This is a genomic window from Virgisporangium aliadipatigenens, from assembly GCF_016863615.1.
GTDB classification, from domain to species: Bacteria; Actinomycetota; Actinomycetes; order Mycobacteriales; family Micromonosporaceae; genus Virgisporangium; species Virgisporangium aliadipatigenens.
Window position 1 is genome coordinate 12,780 of the sequence record NZ_BOPF01000052.1, and the last position, 19,995, is coordinate 32,774.

The following is a 19,995-nucleotide window of genomic DNA, read 5'->3' on the forward strand; positions in this document are numbered from 1 at the left end:
TCAGGTCAGTTCCGCGATGAGGGTCCGCACATCGGCGTCCAGCCGCTCCAGTTCGGTCGGTTGCTCGAACCAGTATTCGGCCAGGTAGGGGCGGAGTTGGTAGTCCCAGATCCGTTCGGCGGCGGCCGCGTCGAGGGCTTCGGTCATCCAATAGGAGTGTCCGGGGCTGACCGGCGCGTCAGTGCCGACCCGGTCCCGGATCAGCCGGAACAGGCTCAGGGCGAGTTCGGCATTGCTGTCCGCCCGGCCTTTGGTCCAGCGTTCGAGTACGCGCTCGTCGGGCGGTAGCGGGAAGGCGTTGAATCGCCGCCGTAGGGCGAAGTCGAGGACTGCGAGGCTGCGATCGGCGGTGTTCATCGTGCCGAGCAGGAAGACGTTCGGGGGTACGGAGACTCGGTGCTGTGAATACGGCAGGGTCACCTCTTTGCCGCGGTACTCCAGCAGGTACAGCAGTTCGCCGAAGACCGCCGCAAGATCGCCCCTGTTCATCTCATCGATGATCATGACGAACGTTTCGTTCGGTGCTTGCTGTGCCCTTTCACAGAGCCGCGTGAAGATCCCGGGTCGCACCTCATACTGCAGTCCGCCGTCACTCGTCTGCGGCCGTAGCCCTTCGATGAAGTCCTCGTAGGAGTACGCCGGGTGGAACTGGGTGAGTTCTACGTGAGCGGGTGAGGTGGCCAAGTGCCGGGCGAGCAGCTCTGCGACGTGGGTCTTGCCGGTACCTGGGGGTCCGTGGAAGACACCCTGGCGCATTCCGGTGGTGAGCGCCTCAACCCACTGGTCCACCTGCTCGACGTCGAGGAAGCAGCCTTCGGCGACCTCTTCGACGCTGGCCTTGGGTGGCAGTTCATCCTCCGTGGATGGCCGGTCGGCGCGCATGACCGCGGTGAGGATCGCGTCGGCCTCTTGCGGCGCCACACCGTGCTGCTGACGCCACGCGCGTAGGTCGGCGCAGAACTTCTCGTAAGCTGGGCCGCTCTTCGCGTTGTACCTGGTGTCGGTCTCGTGGGCAAGTCCGAGCATCGTGGCGTTGATGCAGATGCCGAACCTGTCGGGATCGCGTAGGTAGAGCAGGAAACTGGGCAGCGAAGACCCTGCATGGGGGAAGCTTGAGCGGTCGGCATAGATTTTCCCGAGCGTCGCCAGGGCGTCGGGGATGGGCTCGCGCCAGAGCCGGGCCACCATGTCGTTGAAGGTGTTGGGGTCGCTGCCGAGCCTGGTCATGATCGCACCGGTGAAGCCCGGCGTGAATCGGTCGTACCTCTCCCGCCCTGCTTTCCCGTGGCAATTGATCAACCGGCCGAAGGCGATGATTTGTTCGGCGTCCATCGAGCCCAGGTGCGCGTCGAGGAACGTTCGTACTTGCTCCTCGGCGGCGAGCCGGGCCGCAGCGAAGTCCGGGCCGAACTGTGCACGCACAGCGGCGACGATCTCGGCGGTGTTTGAGGAGGGCATCAAGCAGTTCTAGCAGGAGCCGGACAGCCCGACCATGACAAAGGTCCGTCCAGCTCGACTTTGCCCACTGGCCGACATGGCGGCTATGCCAGACGGCGGTCTTTTCCTTCCCGCCATGCGATGACGTCGAGCACTCGCAGCACGGTGACAGACTCCGGCAGGCCGGCCAGGTCGCGCAGGCGCGACAGTCGGTGGTGCAGCGCATGGTTGTCGGCGCGCAACGCGATGCGCAGCGGTTCCCACTGCCTCGCTGCCGTGTCGGTGACGGCAGTGACCACGGTGTCCCAGATGGGGCGCAGCTTGGGTCGTTTGCAGGCGAGCAGCTTGGAGGCGATGGTGGTGCCGACCCCTGGCAGCGTCTTCAGCTCCCGCATCAGGGTCCACCCGGCCCAGTCATCGGCGAGCGGCTCCGCTTCGTGGGCGAGGTCGCGGTCAGGACCGAGCGCGGCGAGCATCACCGTGAACTCCTCGGACCGGTCGCGTAACAGGCGCAGGGCCGCCATCGGTGGTACCTGCACGGACAGGAACGTGACCGCGACGAGGTCCTCGGCGGTGAACCGGGTCGGGTCCGACTCGGCCGTCCACGTGTCGAAGTACGCGCCCGTGGCACAGCCGGCGCTCAGGTACGGGCGGCCGTAGTAGCGCAGGAGGAGGTCGATCGCCGGCGTGTCGTCAGGCTTCTGCAGCGCTTCAGGCAGTCGGAATCCCACGACCCGAACCTGCCACCGTTGGCGGAGCGGCGCGATGGTCCGCGCAGTCACATCTGCGGCCCGTGCCGGCCATCGGCACGCCGTTCGACGACACCGCAGCCCCTATGGGCGCGGGAACGCGGTGTTCGTCTCCCGCACCGTGATCGATCGGTCAACGAGAAGAGGAACGCTCGTTCAGTCCGCTTCGCGGCCCGCCGCGTAGCGCGGGACGTGGCTCATACTGCTGCCGTCCCCCATCGTGCGCACGGCAAAGGTCGAGGTCTCCGGTGACAACATCACCTTCCGGAATCAGCTTCCATGTTGACGGATGGCCACCGACGAAGAACGAAGCCACGTCGCTGCTCGCCGCCGGCAGTTCTCAGGCCACCCGCGTCCGAGCTCTGCTGCAGGCCGCTGAACACGCCGCCACGATCTGCGGCTGGGTGACGACCGACGCTGATGTCAGTCTCGACCTTGTCGTTCGCGGGCCCGGACAGCCGCCAGCCGACGCGACGAACTACCTCGGCGGTATCAGCGATGTCCTGCAGGACAAGATCGTCGGACGCAACCTCGACGTAGCACACCTGGGTGAACTCGCCGCTGTCGCGCTCTATCGCGACGACCGACAGATCCGCCACATCGAATACGGCGAACGGGCCCCCAACCAGCCTTCCTACACCGTGCGCATCCACCACCTCAGCCCGCCGACCGCTGCTCCGGCCGCGAGCACGCCGCCGGACGCGGCACTCGAGGAAACGCCGACGGAACGCGGGCGCCGGGTCGTGGCAGCGCTGGCAGCCAAAGGCGCCGAACTCGTTTCGTCGTCCAGCCGGAGTACCCGGTACCGGGCGGCCGGCTAGACCTCGTGTGGCTGCTGCCGACCCTTGGGGTATTGCCCGGCATCGGCGATCCGCGGCCGGTGGTCGGGTTCGAGATCGAGTCATCGTGGCGCACCCGCAAGCACCTCAAAGGCGACTACCTCAACCTGTATGACCTCGGCGCCGCAGTCGGCGTCCTCGTCCTGCTCGGCGACGGCGACGAGGTGGAAGCGACCCGCCGGTTCGCGCAGGCCCTGGTCGACCGTCCCGGCCCACAGGTACTCGTCTGGTCCGAAGAGGACGTCCACCAACTCCTCACCGGACAACGCCCGACGCCGGCAGTGGCACCGCAGGTCGCCGCTGCGACACGGACGGCCACTGCCGGCATCGACAGTGGCCGGCACGTCGGGAAGTTCCGTGCCCTGTGGGAGTGGCTGTGCGGCCAGCCCGGCACCGAGCTACCCACGAGCTTCGCCGACATCGAGAAGGTGATCGGCATGCCGCTGCCGGGGTCGTGCCGCCGGCACCCGGCGCACTGGTCGTCCTACGACGGCAGCGCCGTCGCCCGCGCGATCCAGGACGCCGGCTGGACAGCCACCCGCGTCGACCTACGCGCCGAACGGCTCGTCCTCGTCCGACGCCCGAGCGCCGCCAACCGGTAATCCCGCATCGACGGGATGTCATACCCGGCCGGTACGGTGACGCCGTGGGTCGAGACGAACACGAGAAGTTCCCGATGCGCCTCGCCCTGCGCCACCTGTTGATGCGGTACCGAACCGGCGACGAACGTGTGGATCGTGAGGTGTTCGCCCGGCACACGATCCCTCGTAGCCCGCTCGGCCGACGAGACATCACACTGCTGACCTACATGCCTGCATCTGCGTGGGATCCGCGACCCGAGCATGTCGGACGCCTGAACTACCGGATCTGCGACCTGTGCCGTCTCGGCACCATCTTCAAGATCCACACCAGTGAGGTGTGGAAGCGACGGGGTTACGCCTCCTGGATGCTCGACCGTTCACGGCACTTCGCGCCCGACTTCACGTGGATCACCAGCCGCCAACTCCACGACGCCCGCGCATTCTGGCAACACGTCAGAACCCGCGTATCCCTCCAGTACACACCTCGACGCCCGTGCGAACACATCGAGGCCGCCCTCCGCGCTACCAAAGACGACTGGCGCGCCGCCTCAAAACCGTAGATCCGCGTCGGCGTTGATCAAGCGCCCTCGCCTGGGCGCCGCCGTCGCAGCAAGGCACGGGATGTCGGCGGGACCGCCAAGAGGTTCGGCCTCCGCACACACCGGCCCCGTGACATACCGTGGCCCCGTGAATAGATGCGTCCGTGACACCGACCGCCGCCTATGTACGCCAAGGGCGATGCGGAGCCGACCTACCGAGTTCAGCGACTTTTGCTGCCGGTAATGGCCGACAACAACACCCCGATGCCGATCGACGGCGCATGCGCCGAGGCAGTACGGGATCTGATCGCGCGTCGTGCTGAGGTCGCGCACAGCGGCGTGGAGGTCCAGGCAGCCGAACCGCTTCCGTGGTGGCGAAGCCTGGTTCGTCGACTCAGCCACGAAACGCCGGACGCACACCATCCGGCTGTACCCGCGGTCGCGGGTGCGCCTTGGCAGGACAGACCGTCTCCGGAACGCCGGGGGTGGCGAAGCCGATCGGCGTACCTGAAGGGCGGAGAAGAGCCCGTGGCCGAGGTCGACTACCAGACCTGCATGGCCTGTCGCCTTGGCTCGGTGGAGCAGCCCTACACCCTTCCCCGATTTCAGCGCCGCGGCCTCGCCGCTGCCGCGCTAGCAGCGCTCCGCGCTGAGCATCCCGGCCTGTCCTGGCACACCCTCGGAGGCCACATCGACGGCTCGCCGGCGTTCTGGGACACCGTCGGCGCCGACATCCCTGGCGGTTACCGACCGCGCGGCGTCTGCGCCCACGTGACCCCAGGCGGATAGCATCCCCTTCCGCCGCCCCGGAGACGGTCCGCTGAGAGCCCACAGGAAGGCGCCGGACCGGCGGCAACCCCGCCGCGCACGCTCGTTCCGTCGACTTCGCGTCCTCGGCCGCAGCACACGGTCATAAACCGGCCGGTAACTATCGCGGAACCGTGCAGCGACCATCCCTACTGGCCCGGGACTTCGGCAGGCAGTGCCAGCGGCTGGGTCAACGGATCGATGTCGTCGACATGTTGCTCGGCCCATGCCAGCCACTCCCACGCCCGCGCGACCTCGCCGCCGCCGTTGCCCGTGTCGAGGGCGGCGGCGCGGGTCTCGATCTCGGTGCGCATCGCGGCCACGTAGGCGCGGGTACGGGCCGCGCGTTCCCACCGCTTCACCTGGTCATGCAACACCTCGGCGCGGTGTTTCTCCAGCCGCTTCTGCGCCTCTCGCCGCTGCGCCCGCTCGAGCCGCCGTTGCGCTTCCGCCTCAGCCTCTTGCCGTTGCCGGGCTCGGTGCGCGTCTTCCGCCGCACGGGTCTCTATCTCGGCAAGTACGTCCGGCAGCTTGTCCTCCAACGTCGTGCGTTTGCCGTCCGCCCATCGGCAGGTTCTTCCCTCCCGCCCGCCGTAGCCGGTCAGCTCAAACCGCAGGACACCCGTTCCGGTGTTGCTCGCGGAGTACGAACCGCGACCTAGATAGTTCTGCTGCTCCCAATGCCTGCGGGACGGCATCCCCACCTCGATGACCCGCACCGCCTGCGCATGCCCGCCGATGGTTACCGTGATGTGCCCGTCGTTAGTGCCGCTCCACCGCCGGCCGCTGCTGTAGCCGCCGTACGGCACCGGATCAGGAGCCAGCCCAACCTCGTGACCACGCCTCTCCGCCTCGACGACCAGCGCATGAACCAGCCGCACCGCCCGCGACACCACCGGCTTGGAGATCTCATGGCGTTCGCTGCGGTCGCGAAACAACACCGCCACCGGGTGATACCGCGACACCCGCTGCGGCACCGGCACCGCACGACGAACAACATCGGTCCCGATGATCGCATCCTCGAGCCGGATCTCCAGTTTCCGGCCGGCGGCGTGCGAGGTGACCAGACGCTTGCCAGCCGGGACCTTGCCGTACCGATTCGCTGACAACACCAACTGCTCAAAGTCCGGGGTGCTCGGCCGGCCAGCCACATACAGCGGCTGATCAACGAGCAGGACCCCGCCGCCATCGACCAGGTCGGCCAGCATCTGCTCCACCGGACCACGCCGATGGCCCTTGGCGGCCGCCTTCGTGCGTGCCGACGAGTCATCATCGGCATCAGGATTCGAACCCGCAGTCTCGACGACCGCCGCATCCCCTGGTGTGCCGAGCCTGTCCCCGCCCGGTGCGGCACTGCTGTCCCGCTTCGGCTTACTGCCGGACGCCACCACAGTGCGACGATCTTGACGGCCGGCGCGTTTCCAGGTGGGCCGCTCAGGCATGCGGCCATGCGCGAGGTAGAAGCGGCCGGCATCAGTCACCGTCGCTGACCACACCCCGCCCCGCTTCGAAATCGCCACGAGCCGGCGGCCCTGCAACGCAACAGCGGTCGCCTTGTAGGAGTACCCAGACACCACTCCCTCCGGGCAGCCATCAGCGATCCACGACAGCACCACCACCTGCCGCGCGTTCAACGCGCCCGCGTAGTCCACCACCTCGTTCTACCGAACCGACACAGACAAGACGCAGCAGCCTCTCCGAAGGTCCGGCTTGGTTCTCCGGCCAGGAATGCAGCTACGCAGCGTAGCGATGCATCGATCCTCCAGAGAGGGCCGATCCAGCCCAGAGCGATTCCGCCGACGGCAGCGGACATCGAATCCGCTGGCGCTGACGGGCGCCATGATGATCATCTGCAGGTCGACCAGGTGATCTAGATCTCCGCAAGGCAAGAGGCACGGACCCCTGAGCATCCCCGACTGTTCCGTATGGCGCGGATGCCGGCGACGATGCGTTTGTGAGGACACTCCTCAACTTCGGACCACGCTTCCATGGGATCCTCATGCTTGGAGCGCCATAGGTGTCGGTACTGGATTCGGTGCCGTGTTCGGGCCTGCGACCTCGTGTGTCGCGGCGGGTCCAGGGGAGGGTCGGGGCCGCCCGCATCCGAGCCCCAGAGGTGCTACAGGCGCGATCGATCGCAGTATCCCATCACCACGGCGCCCAACTGATACTGGACTTGATAGGTTCCTTCCTCCGCTCAGTTGGCGCTGGTGCCAGCTGGCACGTCAGTGGAGCGAGTGAATGGCGTGAGCGGAGCCGGGCCAGGTCAGCCGCAGCACAAATCGGGACAGTGGGCCGCGTTCACAGCGGACGCGCCTACGAAGCAGCCGCGCGCCTACCCGACCGCACGACGCTGGCAACGACCCGATGGGTGCCGTATACCGCCAACCGACTCGTGGTAAGAGCGTGGAGGCAACTCGTCCTCACACCCAGCTCAGCCAGCCGAACGCGGCAGCACCGGAGGATCACGGACGGCCGAAGCCTAGTTATGTCAGGGGTGCAGTGCAGAATGTCAGCGGTGCGGCCGATGGCGCGCCACTCCCCGTAGGGTATCTACCTCATCGTCTGGAGTGTTTCGTGACCGAGAGTAGTCGGAAGCAGTACATTCACCGGGCACTTACGGATCATAAGGAGCGTGTAAGCCCGGAGACGGTCCGTCTTCCGCTGCGAAACTCCGAAATTCTGCCGGTCATCGAAGTGCCCTTGAACGTGCCAATCCTGAACGCGGATAGCTTCCGTATTGCTCCTCAACTCGCAGAACATCCCCAGCGTGACCTTGTGGCGGCAGACCCCGAGTCGGCCGAGGCGCAAGAGGTGGTCGCAGAGCTCGTGCGGGCCGCCCACCGCAAAGCCGAAGAGCTCAAAGCAAATCTGCTGGCAGAAGGCGGGCAGACCCAGCCGGGCGTAATCACCCGGGAGGGAAAGCTTATTAATGCGAATACAAGGTGCGTACTCCTAAGGGAACTTGAGCGGGAGGGAACCGGTCCAACCAGCACACTTCGTGTTGCGGTCCTGCCCAATGGAATCACTGACCCCGAGCTGCTCGAGTTGGAGATGGTCCTTCAACAGCAGGTCGAACTCAAGGACGAGTACAGGCTGGTCAGCGAGCTAATGATGATCCAAAGACTCTTCAACGAAGGCTTCTCAGACGAGCAAATCGCACGCAAGCTTCGCAAGAAGGGGAAAGAGGTCAAAGAAGCGAGAGAAATTCTCAACCTCATGCACCGCGCCCGCGCTCTGACCGTCAATCCGCTTCCACTGACCGCCTTCGACTCTGCTGTTGATCGACGCCAGAATTGGTCAGAGTTGCTGCGGGAGGTCAAGAGCGTAGATGGGGAGAGTCCGCGCTCTGGAGACATGCACATAAAGCGGTGGCTGATCGCCTACTTCTCTCGCGCTAGTTCAGTTCACAAACTTCGTTTCGCTGTCGAGGATTGGGTGGAACGCGACGGGGTACTAGAGTCGATCCAGGAGCATGATGACCTCCGCTCCATTCTCGACACAACCGAAGCCTCGCCCAAGTCCGCAAACACGAATGGCGCCTCAGAACAATCAGATAAAGAGGCAGATTTCGAAGCCGATCTTGGTCTCGATTTACTCATCGACGATGAAACTGAGCCGGCTCCCGGATCTGAGCAAGTCGACGCAATTCTCAATCTCGTTGTAGCGGCGAATAACGTCGGGGATGACCTAATATCGCTACCCAACGGTACGTCGATATCCGGCACCGAGGCACTGGATGCCGTCGGTCGCGGAGTTGAAGCTGCTCTCGACTCAGTAAAGCGACGCCGCCAGGCTGGGGGGCGACTAACGCGTCCCATTACCGAGCTGGATCGAGCACGTACAGCCCTCAAGAATGCGGATGAAGCGTTGGCCGAGGTGATAGCAGATCCAGAGTTTGCCTCCCACCTCAAACCGACAGCCAGCCGGGCACAGCAGCTCGCTGAACTAGCGGCCGAAATCCTGGCGAAGTTGAACCAACGCCATGACGATACAAATTTTGAGCAGACCGAGCTTCCGGCATGACGACGGCGCAGGGGAATCCGCGGCTGACCATGACGCTTGCCGGCAGTCCTGTAAGGATCGTGGTGACGCGATACGCGGTAACGGATGACCAGTGGATGGAGGTCGGGCTGCTGCTGGCCGAAGAGCAGCCTCGGCCGACTCAACCCATGAAGGTGCGACCAGAAACTCTGTTGGCACGCCGAGGCGGCCTGAAAGGCATCCTTTCGCGTCACCGGATACGGCTGGAGCCAGATCCGGCGGTTCGACAGCTCCTTTCCCGGACCAAATTGGATGACGAGCGAGCCCTCAACTCCCTTTCCGGTAGCGCTTCGGAAGTCGTGGTGTCTGTAGACCAAATGTCAACAGGGACGCTGCCTGAAGGGCCGCTCACTCATCGTCTAACCCGTGACCTTCGGCCCTTCCAGCAACGGGACCTCGCAAAGTTGGCCTCTCTCTCTCACGGAGCCAATTTCTCCGTACCCGGCGCTGGCAAGACTACAGTTACGCTGGCCCTTCACCTAATCGCCCGCAGTGTGGGCCGAATCCAACGCATGCTCGTTGTGGCTCCCCTCTCCGCTTTCGGCGCATGGGAGGAGGAAGCAACCCACATTGTCGATCCGCCCTTGACCATCGCTCGGTGGCGAGGCGGTGCCGTACCCCGAACCGACATCGTTCTGATCAATTACCAGCGTCTGCCTACGGCCGTCGATCGCCTTTCAGATTGGATGAGCCAGCAATCTGTCCATCTCGTTATCGATGAGGCTCATCGCGCGAAGCGTGGGGCGACTGGCGGATGGGGAAGAGCGCTACTTGACCTGGCACCGCTTGCAGAACGCAGAGACATTCTTACTGGAACTCCGGCCCCGAATCATCCCCGGGATTTGAGGTCTCTTATCGATATTCTTTGGCCCGGGGGCCGCGTATCGTCTCGACTTCCTCGGCAGGCGCTTCAGCAGGATCCGCCGCTAAACGCGATGGCGGCAATTGCTGATGCGATCCGACCGATCTTTGTCCGAACCAACAAGCGTGAGTTGGAGTTGCCAACAGTATTGATTCGGCCGGTGCGCGTGGCGATGGGCCCTCTTCAACAGAATATTTATGACGCAATGCTTAGCCGTTACGCTGGAATGTTTGACCTTGACCGGCGCGACAGTGCCATGTTCTCCCAGATGGGAGAGGTGTCGATGTATTTGCTTCAGGCCGCGTCGAGCCCGAGGCTTTTGTCCCGCGGGACCGACCAGACGCAGAGCTATCGCTACCCACCGCTCGCGATTCCTTCCGGAAGCCGGCTGGCGGCTCTTGTTGACTCGTATTCCGATCACGAGGTGCCGGCAAAGGTGCAGAGAGCGTGCGCTATTGTGAGAGACAATGTTAATAGAGGCGAAAAGACTCTAGTCTGGTCCAACTTCCCTGACAACTTGCTGACGTTGGAAGCTCAACTCGCCGCCCTCTATCCGGCCATCATTTACGGCGCAGTATCAAGCGACGAGGATGCACAGCCAGGCGTCCGCACGCGCGAGCGCGAATTGGACCGCTTCCGAAATGACCCGCGGTGTATGGTATTGCTGGCGAACCCGGCAGCCATGTCGGAAGGTGTCAGCCTGCATCGTGTCTGCCACAATGCTATCTATCTAGACCGCACGTTCAATGCGGGCCAATACCTTCAATCACTTGACCGGATTCATCGACTCGGGCTTCCGCCAAACGTCGTGACAAACGTTACTCTACTTGTAGCAGAGGGGACTATCGATGAGCGGGTGAACCGGCGCGTCGAAGAAAAGACCCGACGATTGTCTCGCATGTTGTCCGATCCTGGATTGGTCCAGATGGCACTTCCGGACGATGATGACTTCGGCGAACTCGTCGATGATCCTGACGACCTTGAAGATATTCTTCGTCACCTCGGAGAAGCGCCTACTGGCGACGTGGCGACAGATGAACGTTAGTCTTTTCACGAATTACCAATTGCTGGCGGCGCTTTACGTCGCCAGAGTCTTGCATCCCGACGGGAGCGACGAAACAGCAGTCGAGCGTGCGTACCTCACGGCGGCAACAGACGGTATGTATTCACCTGCCACCCTTCGAGAGGCTGAAGCTGCTCTCCTACATGCGAATCTGATTCTTAGGGTTGACCGGCGGATCCGTCCAACAGATCAGCTTGTGCGTCTCCGCGCATTCGAAGATCGTGATGCGGTAGAGATTCTAGCGGTCTGCTTGGCCGTCTTTGCCGGCACTCCAGACCACGAGGTCAATCCCGACGCTCCGTCGGCTCCCCTTACAGATCCCGACCAACGCGCAGAGATTGGGGCCGCCGCAGAAGATTTCGTGCTAGATGTCTGCCGTCGAGAGTTGGACTCTCTTGGACGGAGCGATCTAGCGGCAAAAACGCAGCGTGTGAGCCTGATTTCAGATTCACTCGGCTTCGATATATTAGCGCCTGTTATCGGCGGCGCTTCCCGGCGACTTGAAGTGAAGGGTCAAAGCACATCGAGTCGCCCATTCGTCAGATTCTTTTTGACCCGAAACGAGTTTGAGGTGGGTCGACGCTGCCCCGAATGGTCTTTGGTGTGTTGCCAGGTCGGTTCAAGCCCTAATGTGGTCGGATGGTGCAAAGCTGGCACATTAGCCCCGTATTTGCCTCAGGACCGAAATGGTAGGTGGACCGAAGCATTAGTCACGCTGCCCATATCTACATTGTTTCCTGGCTTGCCGGACCCCATATAATTCGGTGGCCGAACCCATGATCGAAACTCCGGCCGTGGGATATTCGCGCAGGCCGCGTAATTAGCAGAATCGACTACACCTACCTTTAAGGAAGACAAGCCGTGCCACCCCGAGCAGCCGATCGTCGCGTCACTCCACCTCAGGCGGACCCCATCACTATACCGTCCGAGAGGAACTTGCGCATCTGGCCGCCTTCGGTTTCGGAGGTCGCTCGCTGGTGCAGAGCGCAAAAGCTGGAACCCATTGCGCAAAGTGCGGTCGTTGGCCCTAATCATCGCGAGCGGCAGCAGCTTGCTGCGCTTGGTGGCGTCGCGGCGGCACTTGTCCGCCGTTCGGGTGGATCATCTGCACTGGATACCTTTCCACTGGCAGTACAGCGCTGGTTGGCTGATGCTCCGGAACCGCCGCATGAGTTGGTTGAGGCGCTTTGCAAAGATATCGATGATGGAATCGATCCGTTGGCACTGGTGTACGAGCGGATCGTCTCCGGCCCTAGGCGCCGCCGGCTTGGTACCTTCTTTACTCCAACCCCAGTCTTGAACTATGTCCGCGGAATCGTCAAGCGGGCACCGCATCCACCGCGTATCGTCGCTGATCCGGGGGCTGGGGTTGGCGCATTCACGGTCGCAGCGTTGAGATGGTGGAGGAACTGCGAAATCCATGCCGTAGACGTCAACCTGGTCACGCTTGGCCTGCTTGCCTCTCGACCCGATCTGAAGATGCCTGGATCCGGGATCGGCAGCAACTCGCGGCTTAGGGTTCGACATGAGGATTTCCTGGAATGGCTCACCTTCAGGTGGCCCAATTTGCATGGGCCGCGCCTATTGCTCGGGAATCCTCCATATACGAGGCACCAGCAGTTGACTGCTGCCGAGAAGGCTTCCGCTCGGGCCGCTTCGGGGGACCTATCGCCGGGCGCACGATCAGGCCTCTCTACGTATTTTCTGGCTGCTTCTTTGGCAGCACTCGGCCCGGAAGATTCGCTGTGCTTGTTATTGCCCGCGAACTGGCTAGAGGCACACTATGCAAAGTCGGTTAGGCAGCGAATTTGGATGAACGCTAGGCGACCAACCGAGCTTCACCTCTTTTCGAACGATTTGAACGTCTTTCCGAACGCTCAAGTAGCGGCAATGATTATCTACGTAGGACCCGAACGAAAACGAAAGCAGCCGCTAAAAATCTTTCGTGTGGCAGGCGATCTGGAGTCCGGTTTCATTGAACCCACTCCAAGCGAGGTTCAACGCGAAGGTGTCACGCCGCCGAGCTTCAGCCCACGCAAGCTGCTCGCTTCTCCGAGTACCGCCATTCGCGCTATACGCGGAGCGGAGCCTGTGCCCCTCGGGGTACTTGCGGTCGTCCGACGCGGAGTTGCTACTGGAGCAAACGCTTTCTTTCTGCGAACAAAAGTAGAAGCGGATGCCTTGCCAATTGGATCCTGCATCCCCGCCATCAGCCGGCTGCGCGACCTGCCTGGGGACGAACTCAATAGGGCCGCCCATGCAGACCTCAGCGGTCGTAGCGGGCGGTGTTGGCTCCTCAATCTAAATGAAGACATGGCGAAGAATGCACGCATTGAGGAATTAATTGCCGAAGGCGAGGTTCAAGGCTACCACAAGGGCTATCTCTGTCGGACCCGCGATCCTTGGTACATTGTTGAGAAGATCTCCGTACCCGACATTCTGATCGGCCCAATGGGGAAGGAAACATTTCGGGTCGTCGTAAACACCGTGGGCGCAACACCCACCAACACTCTCTATGGTCTCCGCCTCAATAGGCGCCGTTCTGGCGGGATCACTGAGGAAATCGGTGCTCTTGCGTCTTGGCTACGGAGCGACTCCGGGCAGGATGCGATGCGAGTGGCCGCGAGAAGTCACCATGGTGACGGCCTTGTGAAGTTGGAGCCAGGTGCACTCAAGCAGGTCATGGTTCCTTGGACTGTTGCGAACCTACTGATGGGGTGACGACGTGGCCGGTTCAGTTCAGCGAAGCCACAAGGCTTGAATGGTCAGGTTTGTGTCGGGGTTCGAGGGTGAGGCCGGCGTGGGCGGGGAACCCGTCGAGGAGGTCGATGCGGTACTGGATGCTCTTGAGCCGGTGCTTGACGATCGCCTGGAGGTGGTTGATGCCGGTGACGGCGAGGTGCCGATGCTGCCTTTGAGCTGCGACCAGACGCCTTCGGTCGGGTTTCAGGTCCGGGGCGTAGGCGGGGAGTGGGATGACCTGCAGCCAGTCTGGCGTCGATCATCTGCCGCATCGCGGCGCTGATGTGGGTGTTCAAGTTGTCCCAGACCAGCAAGATCTGCCCGGCGAGTTTTGGTGTGCGGCGTCGATCAGGGCGATGTAGTCGCATTCGCTGAAGGAGCGTCGTTCGCCCTTGCGGTTGCGGTGCGCGCCATCGTGCGGTAGATCAACCGGGAGCGGCGTCCGGGTCGGTAGCCGGTCAGACGGCCTGCTCGTCACGCTCGACCGCGCGATGTTTCGGCACCTGCACCGACCAGCCGAGGCGGTACATGATGTTCGCGGTCCCAGCGCAGCGTGTACCGGACGTGGAACTCCGCGCGATCAGATCCGACATCCTGGCAAAGGTCCAGCGTTGATCGTCACCGAACCCGTGCACCGCCGGGCCCTCATCGAGCGCCTCGGCGAGCCGGGCCAGCCGAGATTCGTCCAAGCCGCCACCGTCGGGATGTTTCATCCCACCGGCCTGCCGACCCCGATCGACCGATGTCACGCCGACACACCGGACACCCATCGCTCAACCCGACCATTCAACCTCTGTGGCCAGCTAAGGGACGCAACCAGCAGACTCCTAGACGCTAGTGAGCACCCTAGGCTTGCGGACTCCGGCGCCCGCTGCTGGCTCTTGACGATTGACGATAGTAAAGGTGGCCATCCCGAGGTTAGAAAGATCGTAGATGAGGGCGAAGCGGCCGGTTTCCATCTGCGTCATCTATGCGACATCAGGGATTGCTGGTCCGCCATCGAAAAAATCGCCGCACCAGACATTCTGGGGCCCAATGGGAAAAGAATTTTCGCATCGTCGTCAATAGCGCAGCGGCCATCTCCACCAACACTCTATGCGGACTACGCCTAAAATGGCGCGACAATAGAATCATGCACAACGTGCACAAACTTACCTTCTGGATCGGTAGTGCACCTAAGCAGGAGGCTCCAAGGAGGGCGGCACGGAAGCATCACAGCGACGTCTAGTCGAGCTCGAACTAGGAGCCTTAAAGCTGCTACATCTTCCCGGACAGCATCGCAAGTCATTTTCAATATCAGGCGTTGCCTTTGCCCAGGGATCACAGCCGCCTGCCAGCAGTCGAAGCCCTGCCGCGACGCCGGCAGACCTCCTCCCCCGGCATCGCAGCCGGACAGAGATCCGCCGCACGGAGAGGACTTCCCTGAGGGCTACAGCAGCACCGGCAGGTACGCTGTGTGTGACTGTGTCGACATGTGTGAACAGGGAAGGAGCGGGCAACGCATGACAGCCGCTGTTCCAGAGCAACTCTCGTTTACAGTCGATACGCACTTGTTGCGTGAGCTTGGTGCGCTTCTAGTCGGCCGAGAATCTACCGCTCTGCTCGAGCTGATCAAGAACTCGTACGACGCCGACGCTCGTCGCGTGACTGTACACGGCGAGGCGCTGCACGACCCTTCAGGCTACATCCTAATTTCCGATGATGGGAATGGAATGACGTTCGCGAGGTTCCGCGACGCATTCCTGAGAATCGCAGGTCGTGACAAAGAGAATAACCGACTTTCGCGCCGCTTCGGTAGACGTTTTACCGGGGCGAAAGGTATCGGCAGGCTCTCAGCTCATAAACTTGCGAGCTCTTTGATAATTGACAGTCTTCCTCGCGACCTTCCCGATCGCGATAATATCGATGAGGTGGTTGGCGTCCATGCCAGGCTCGACTGGGATCGCATGGAGCATGAGCACGAGGATCTTGGGTCTCTCGGGGACACGCTAATCGCTCGCCGCGTCGAGGTCACGGAGGACGCACCGAGAGGAACTAGCCTCACCTTGACGGGCCTGCGCGACAGTTGGCCGCAGTCACGGCTAGGTCCGTTTCTTTCAGAGATCCGGCGCTGTCGACCGCCTGAGGTTCTAATTGGCAGGCTTCCGGCAGAAGTGATTCGCGATCCGCTTCTGTTCGCGGAACCGATCATCCGCGAACATGGACCAGACGATCCAGGGTTCTTCCTTGAGTTGACCGGTGATTTCGAGAGCGGCGACGAACTCTGGTTGACAATGGCACACAGAGCCGACTGGATTATCGAGATAGACAGCACTTCTAAAGGCGTCAACTACGGAGTCTCCCCAACAAGGCGAACGTTCGAGAAGCTCTCCAAGCGAGCGGAACCGTCGTGGATTCGGACCTATCGTTTCTCCGGGACCCATCCCGATCCAAAGCGGGGGCCCTTTTTTCAAGCACGGATTATGGTTACAGAGGGGACGCTGGGCCCGGCTCGTAGCAGGGCGCCCCTCGCCAACTTCTCCCGACACGAATCCGGCATCCGCGTATTTCTTGAGGGATTCCGCGTGCTGCCTTATGGTTCCGCCGGTGATGACTGGCTTCTTCTCGACCGGGACTACGTTAAGAGGCGCCGTGAGTACCAAGTCGATGTAGAGGACTCAGAGCTCTCCCCGGTCGACAACGAAGGCTTCTTTCAGCTCGGCAATCGCGCATACTACGGAGCGGTCTTCTTGACTGAAGGCCGAGCACCGCACCTTCAAGCGCTAGTCAATCGCGAAGGTTTTCTTCCGGACTCTTACTTTGAAAATCTTCGGTCTATGGTCCGATCCGGCGTTGACCTCTGCGTCAGGACACGCGCAGCTTTAGATCGTCGAATCACGGATTCTGAAAAGCATACCGAGCGCCGCAAGAGTGCATCCTCTGAACAGGAGCCCGCTCGAAGAATAGACGAAAATGGTAACACTTCGAATCAAGAAACTGGGTCTGACCGGCAGGACTTATCTACGACGCCAGCATCTACCGGATCGACCAGTTCACCGGCGGTAAAAGCACCCCAGGCAGTTTCACCGTCTTCTGGAATCGCTAGCCTGGAAGAAGTCTTAAGTAATGCGGTTCAGGCGTTTTCGGACGCTAGGGCCTCACAGACAGACGAGTCATCAAAGAATCTCGGTCGTGTGGTGCAGGCCCTTGATCTTGTACGGCATCAGATAGAGGATGTCCGCGACGAGCATGTGATGCTCCGAACCCTTGCCGGACTAGGAACACAATACGCGGCATTCGTCCATGAGGTTAATGGCCTCTTGTCACAGGCTCAAGCGATGCGCCGATCTGTCGAACGGCTTATGGACGCTGGCCCATACACGCCTGAGCAACTGCGAGGGCTGCGGCGCATCCTGGGAACATCCGACGAACTCGTGCAGGCACTTACGCGCCAAGCAAGCTATCTAAGTGATGTCATTGGTCCTGACGCAAGGCGCCGGCGACAGCGCCTAGTAGTGCGAGACCGCATCGAATCGGCCCTTCGCCTACTTCAGTCGCGTATTGGTCGACGACAACAGATCGTTACCATTACAGTGGATCACTTAACAAAATCTCCCCCAATCTTTCCTGCCGAGCTCGCGATCGTTCTGACCAACCTCCTTACCAACGCCGTAAAGTTTGCAGGCATCGGTGGAAAGATCCTGGTGCGCGCCTGGCTAGACGAGCGTGCGTCGCTCCATTTGGTTGTAGAAAATTCGGGTTTGGCCGTCGCCACAGCCGACAGAGAGCGATTCTTCCGGCCCTTCGAATCGACGACGGTCGAGATCGACGCAGTTCTTGGGCAAGGCATGGGCCTTGGCCTACCTATCGTGCGGAGCCTTCTCGCGGACTACAACGGCACTGCCCAATTTGTCGACCCTTCTGACGGATTTCAGACATCGGTCGAGGTAGTACTTCCTGATCCCCGCCCTCGGCCTCCACGTGATCAACCGACGTGATACACCAAGGTTCCGCACGGTGCAGTAGAGTACGTGCGCCAGGAGGGAGGCGCGGGTGCTTGATCCATTTGATCGAAATGATCAACCCGTTGTCTACCTCGTAGACGACGATCCACAGCTGGCAGCGGTAGATGGCTTAGAGGCCTTTGACGTGTCAGCCAGCTGGCTTCACCCGCTCGAGGTTGCCGCACATCACCTCGAGACAGCCACCCTGCTGGCCGTTGACGAGTATTTCGATCTTCGCCATGAAACCTATGGCGACGACCTCACTCCGCTGTCACCGAATCTTCCGATTTCGACGGTTCCCCAAGACGGCTTGGCGTTGGCGGCCGTGCTTCGGTCAGCTAGCAAACCCCTTCGCCGGGGACGGCAGCCCATCGGTATCACCTTGCGCACCGGACAATTGGATGAGCTGACCGTTGGTCTTCCCCGAGGGGTTCGCCAGCCGTTGGTGGCTGCTGCTCATGATCTTGAGTGGGTTGTCGCTAAACAGCAGGAACAAGTCGTTTCGCTTGATCAGTCCGACACGGATCCATTAGGTCAGGTCGCAACCCTCGCGAAGGCACTTTTCTCATATCCCTCGGCCTGGTCGTCTCGCACTGCGCGTGAAACTGGTCTTCGTTGGCTATCAGTGCCGTCACGTGACTGGGAATCCCTCGCGATTCGCCAAGCGCTCCAATGCCGGCCTCCGATCGAGGTCGCATCTACGAGTCAGCATGGCCTGGCTTGGGTCCGGTGGCTTGCTCAGCGGATTTTGCCGTTTCCCACGTTCTTGTTAAGTGTAAATCGCACAGCCACGCTACTGGGAATTACTGGCTCGAGTCTGCTTAGGATTCTGGGCGAGGATTCAAGCGTTGCAGACTCGCTGCGCACCTGTCTCTATGACGGACCACTCCGCGGCCTCCAGGGCGTGCGTTTCTGGCGTGCGGGTATTCACCATCTCATTGGTGACCTAGTAGGGCCGGAAGATCTTGACGAACCACGCGAAATTGGGGACGCCATTTGCTCTAGAACTTCACTTGCCGTACCACTCGACATGTTCGACCCCATCGTGTGCATTAATCGCGATTATCAGGAGACCGAGCCGCCGGTCGAACGCTCTAGTGCGGAGAGGCTTGTGCCCGATGGCTGGCCCGCGTATGCAGATGCAGCGTGGGGGAAGAAGGAGGACGTCGATCAGGGCGAGATGGTCGAGCTTCTTGTCCCGAAACTAGCCTAGGTTGACCACGTGCAGCTTGTCACGAGCATTGCGTCGCCAGCAGTTGTCGGCGACTGCGACGTCTTACTCTGTGCAGGCTTCGTTGACAAGCAATACGGGTTAGGCATGCTGTACAAGCGCCTCAATCCTCGACTATGCATTCCCCCTGCGGTGATCGACGAGCTGGCAAAGCATCGCCGGAGCAACAACGGCCATCTACGAGGGTCCGCAGAAAAGATCCTTGGCCGGCGTGCAGTGTTTATCAACCGAATTGAAGACAATAGCCAATTGAACGCTCGGCGGGCAGTTCGAAGAGAGATCGAACTCGCGGAGGAACGTTTGGCTAAGTCCCGGGGACGGGACTATCGGCCGAAACCTTACGGCCACTCAGGCGAAATTCAAGGCATTCTGGCTGCCCACAACGCGGGCGGGATTTTCCTGTCGAACGACCGGGCCGCTTTGTTTGTCGCGCACAGCAGAGGAATTCCAATCGCCACTTACCCCACGCTTCTTGCCGCAGAGATACGAGACGGAGCACTCTTGGCTGAAGACGCTTCGCAAGTTTGCAGCAGCATTGTCGATATCGGATGGAGTTGCGGCGTTAGCGACTTCAGCGCTTTGAGATTAACTGAACTAATTGTTCCCGACGGGATCTAATTTGGTCATATTGCATTCGGCGCTGGCGTGTCGTCTGGGCAGGAACAGGACGGCGCTGATATCACGGGTGCCTCGATAAGTGCGATTATCGTGCGTCTTTCGTTACGCGACCAGCGGACCAGCCAACTCTACCTAAAGATGACATCCCGGTGCCGTGGCATCGCCCAGCTCGACTGAAACGCAAGCACGCACGTAGGCCGCGGCTCGTACACTGTCTCAGACTGGCGTCGGTCGTCCAACCGGACCTCGCATTCAAGGCCGGTGGCTTGAAGAGCGTGTGTTGGCTTCATCTGGAATCCGCCGTTCGGTGGCAGGCCGACAAGCCTCGTTGGCAAGGGCAGGTGGTCCAGCTCGAAATACGCTCGGCCTGCGGGTGGTGGTCGAGGGAGACGATGAGGCACAGCTCGTGCTGCTGGCCGGAATGGGCTGCCGCCTCGTGCAGGGCTACCACCTCGGCCGACCCGAGCCGGTCGAGTCTTTGCAACGAACGGGCGGCCGCG

The 19,995-nt window shown here is 61.6% G+C and carries 17 protein-coding genes; 13 read left to right on the forward strand and 4 right to left on the reverse strand.

The annotated features are described in order from the left end of the window. Together Val02_RS42570 and Val02_RS42575 are read right to left on the reverse strand one after the other, a co-directional pair. Positions 1-1,458, reverse strand: coding sequence for an McrB family protein (locus Val02_RS42570; protein ID WP_203905051.1), 1,458 nt, complete (start codon positions 1,456-1,458; stop codon positions 1-3). An 83-nt stretch (positions 1,459-1,541) separates the two neighbouring features. Further along, a complete protein-coding gene (locus Val02_RS42575; protein WP_203905052.1) occupies positions 1,542-2,168 on the reverse strand; it encodes a DUF6308 family protein in 627 nt (208 codons plus the stop codon). A 266-nt stretch (positions 2,169-2,434) separates the two neighbouring features. On the opposite strand from Val02_RS42575, the gene Val02_RS47985 reads away from it, so the two are divergent. From Val02_RS47985 to Val02_RS47990, 4 genes are all read left to right on the forward strand, one after another. Further along, positions 2,435-3,007: a hypothetical protein gene (locus Val02_RS47985; protein WP_239153767.1), complete on the forward strand. Its 573-nt coding sequence runs from the start codon at positions 2,435-2,437 to the stop codon at positions 3,005-3,007. Positions 3,008-3,039: 32 nt separating this feature from the next. After that, the gene (locus tag Val02_RS42585) at positions 3,040-3,627 is read left to right on the forward strand and encodes a DUF7662 domain-containing protein (protein ID WP_203905053.1); all 588 of its coding nucleotides are present in this window, start codon (positions 3,040-3,042) and stop codon (positions 3,625-3,627) included. Positions 3,628-3,671: 44 nt separating this feature from the next. After that, positions 3,672-4,166, forward strand: coding sequence for a hypothetical protein (locus tag Val02_RS42590; RefSeq protein ID WP_203905054.1), 495 nt, complete (start codon positions 3,672-3,674; stop codon positions 4,164-4,166). Positions 4,167-4,388: 222 nt separating this feature from the next. Beyond that, a complete protein-coding gene (locus Val02_RS47990; protein WP_239153768.1) occupies positions 4,389-4,934 on the forward strand; it encodes a hypothetical protein in 546 nt (181 codons plus the stop codon). A gap of 167 nt (positions 4,935-5,101) precedes the next feature. Here Val02_RS47990 and Val02_RS42600 read toward each other — a convergent pair whose 3' ends face one another. After that, complete coding sequence (locus tag Val02_RS42600; RefSeq protein WP_203905055.1) at positions 5,102-6,607, reverse strand: hypothetical protein; 1,506 nt, start codon at positions 6,605-6,607, stop codon at positions 5,102-5,104. Positions 6,608-7,529: 922 nt separating this feature from the next. Between Val02_RS42600 and Val02_RS42605 the strand changes: the two genes are divergently transcribed. The 5 genes from Val02_RS42605 (at position 7,530) to Val02_RS42625 (ending at position 13,946) form a co-directional block, all read left to right on the forward strand. Further along, positions 7,530-8,978, forward strand: a complete 1,449-nt coding sequence (locus tag Val02_RS42605; protein WP_203905056.1) for a hypothetical protein — start codon at positions 7,530-7,532, stop codon at positions 8,976-8,978. Then, positions 8,975-10,903, forward strand: coding sequence for a DEAD/DEAH box helicase (locus tag Val02_RS42610; RefSeq protein WP_203905057.1), 1,929 nt, complete (start codon positions 8,975-8,977; stop codon positions 10,901-10,903). The genes Val02_RS42605 and Val02_RS42610 overlap by 4 nt, the downstream gene beginning before the upstream one ends. Positions 10,904-11,018: 115 nt before the next feature. Next, positions 11,019-11,681 (forward strand): protein NO VEIN domain-containing protein, encoded by a 663-nt coding sequence (locus Val02_RS48805; RefSeq protein ID WP_373318042.1) that lies wholly within the window; start codon positions 11,019-11,021, stop codon positions 11,679-11,681. A 176-nt stretch (positions 11,682-11,857) separates the two neighbouring features. Further along, positions 11,858-13,642: an Eco57I restriction-modification methylase domain-containing protein gene (locus Val02_RS48910; protein ID WP_203905059.1), complete on the forward strand. Its 1,785-nt coding sequence runs from the start codon at positions 11,858-11,860 to the stop codon at positions 13,640-13,642. Positions 13,643-13,694: 52 nt separating this feature from the next. Then, positions 13,695-13,946 carry a hypothetical protein gene (locus Val02_RS42625; protein WP_203905060.1) on the forward strand — a complete coding sequence of 84 codons (252 nt, stop codon included), beginning with the start codon at positions 13,695-13,697 and terminating at the stop codon, positions 13,944-13,946. A 175-nt stretch (positions 13,947-14,121) separates the two neighbouring features. Here Val02_RS42625 and Val02_RS42630 read toward each other — a convergent pair whose 3' ends face one another. Then, positions 14,122-14,352: a helix-turn-helix domain-containing protein gene (locus Val02_RS42630; protein ID WP_239153769.1), complete on the reverse strand. Its 231-nt coding sequence runs from the start codon at positions 14,350-14,352 to the stop codon at positions 14,122-14,124. A 15-nt stretch (positions 14,353-14,367) separates the two neighbouring features. Between Val02_RS42630 and Val02_RS48970 the strand changes: the two genes are divergently transcribed. From Val02_RS48970 to Val02_RS42645, 4 genes are all read left to right on the forward strand, one after another. Continuing rightward, positions 14,368-14,775: a hypothetical protein gene (locus Val02_RS48970; protein ID WP_506023857.1), complete on the forward strand. Its 408-nt coding sequence runs from the start codon at positions 14,368-14,370 to the stop codon at positions 14,773-14,775. Between the two features lie 390 nt (positions 14,776-15,165). Then, positions 15,166-17,640: a sensor histidine kinase gene (locus Val02_RS42635; RefSeq protein WP_203905061.1), complete on the forward strand. Its 2,475-nt coding sequence runs from the start codon at positions 15,166-15,168 to the stop codon at positions 17,638-17,640. A 55-nt stretch (positions 17,641-17,695) separates the two neighbouring features. Then, positions 17,696-18,859, forward strand: coding sequence for a hypothetical protein (locus Val02_RS42640; protein ID WP_203905062.1), 1,164 nt, complete (start codon positions 17,696-17,698; stop codon positions 18,857-18,859). A gap of 9 nt (positions 18,860-18,868) precedes the next feature. Next, positions 18,869-19,495 (forward strand): hypothetical protein, encoded by a 627-nt coding sequence (locus tag Val02_RS42645; protein ID WP_203905063.1) that lies wholly within the window; start codon positions 18,869-18,871, stop codon positions 19,493-19,495. Positions 19,496-19,995 lie beyond the last annotated feature (500 nt).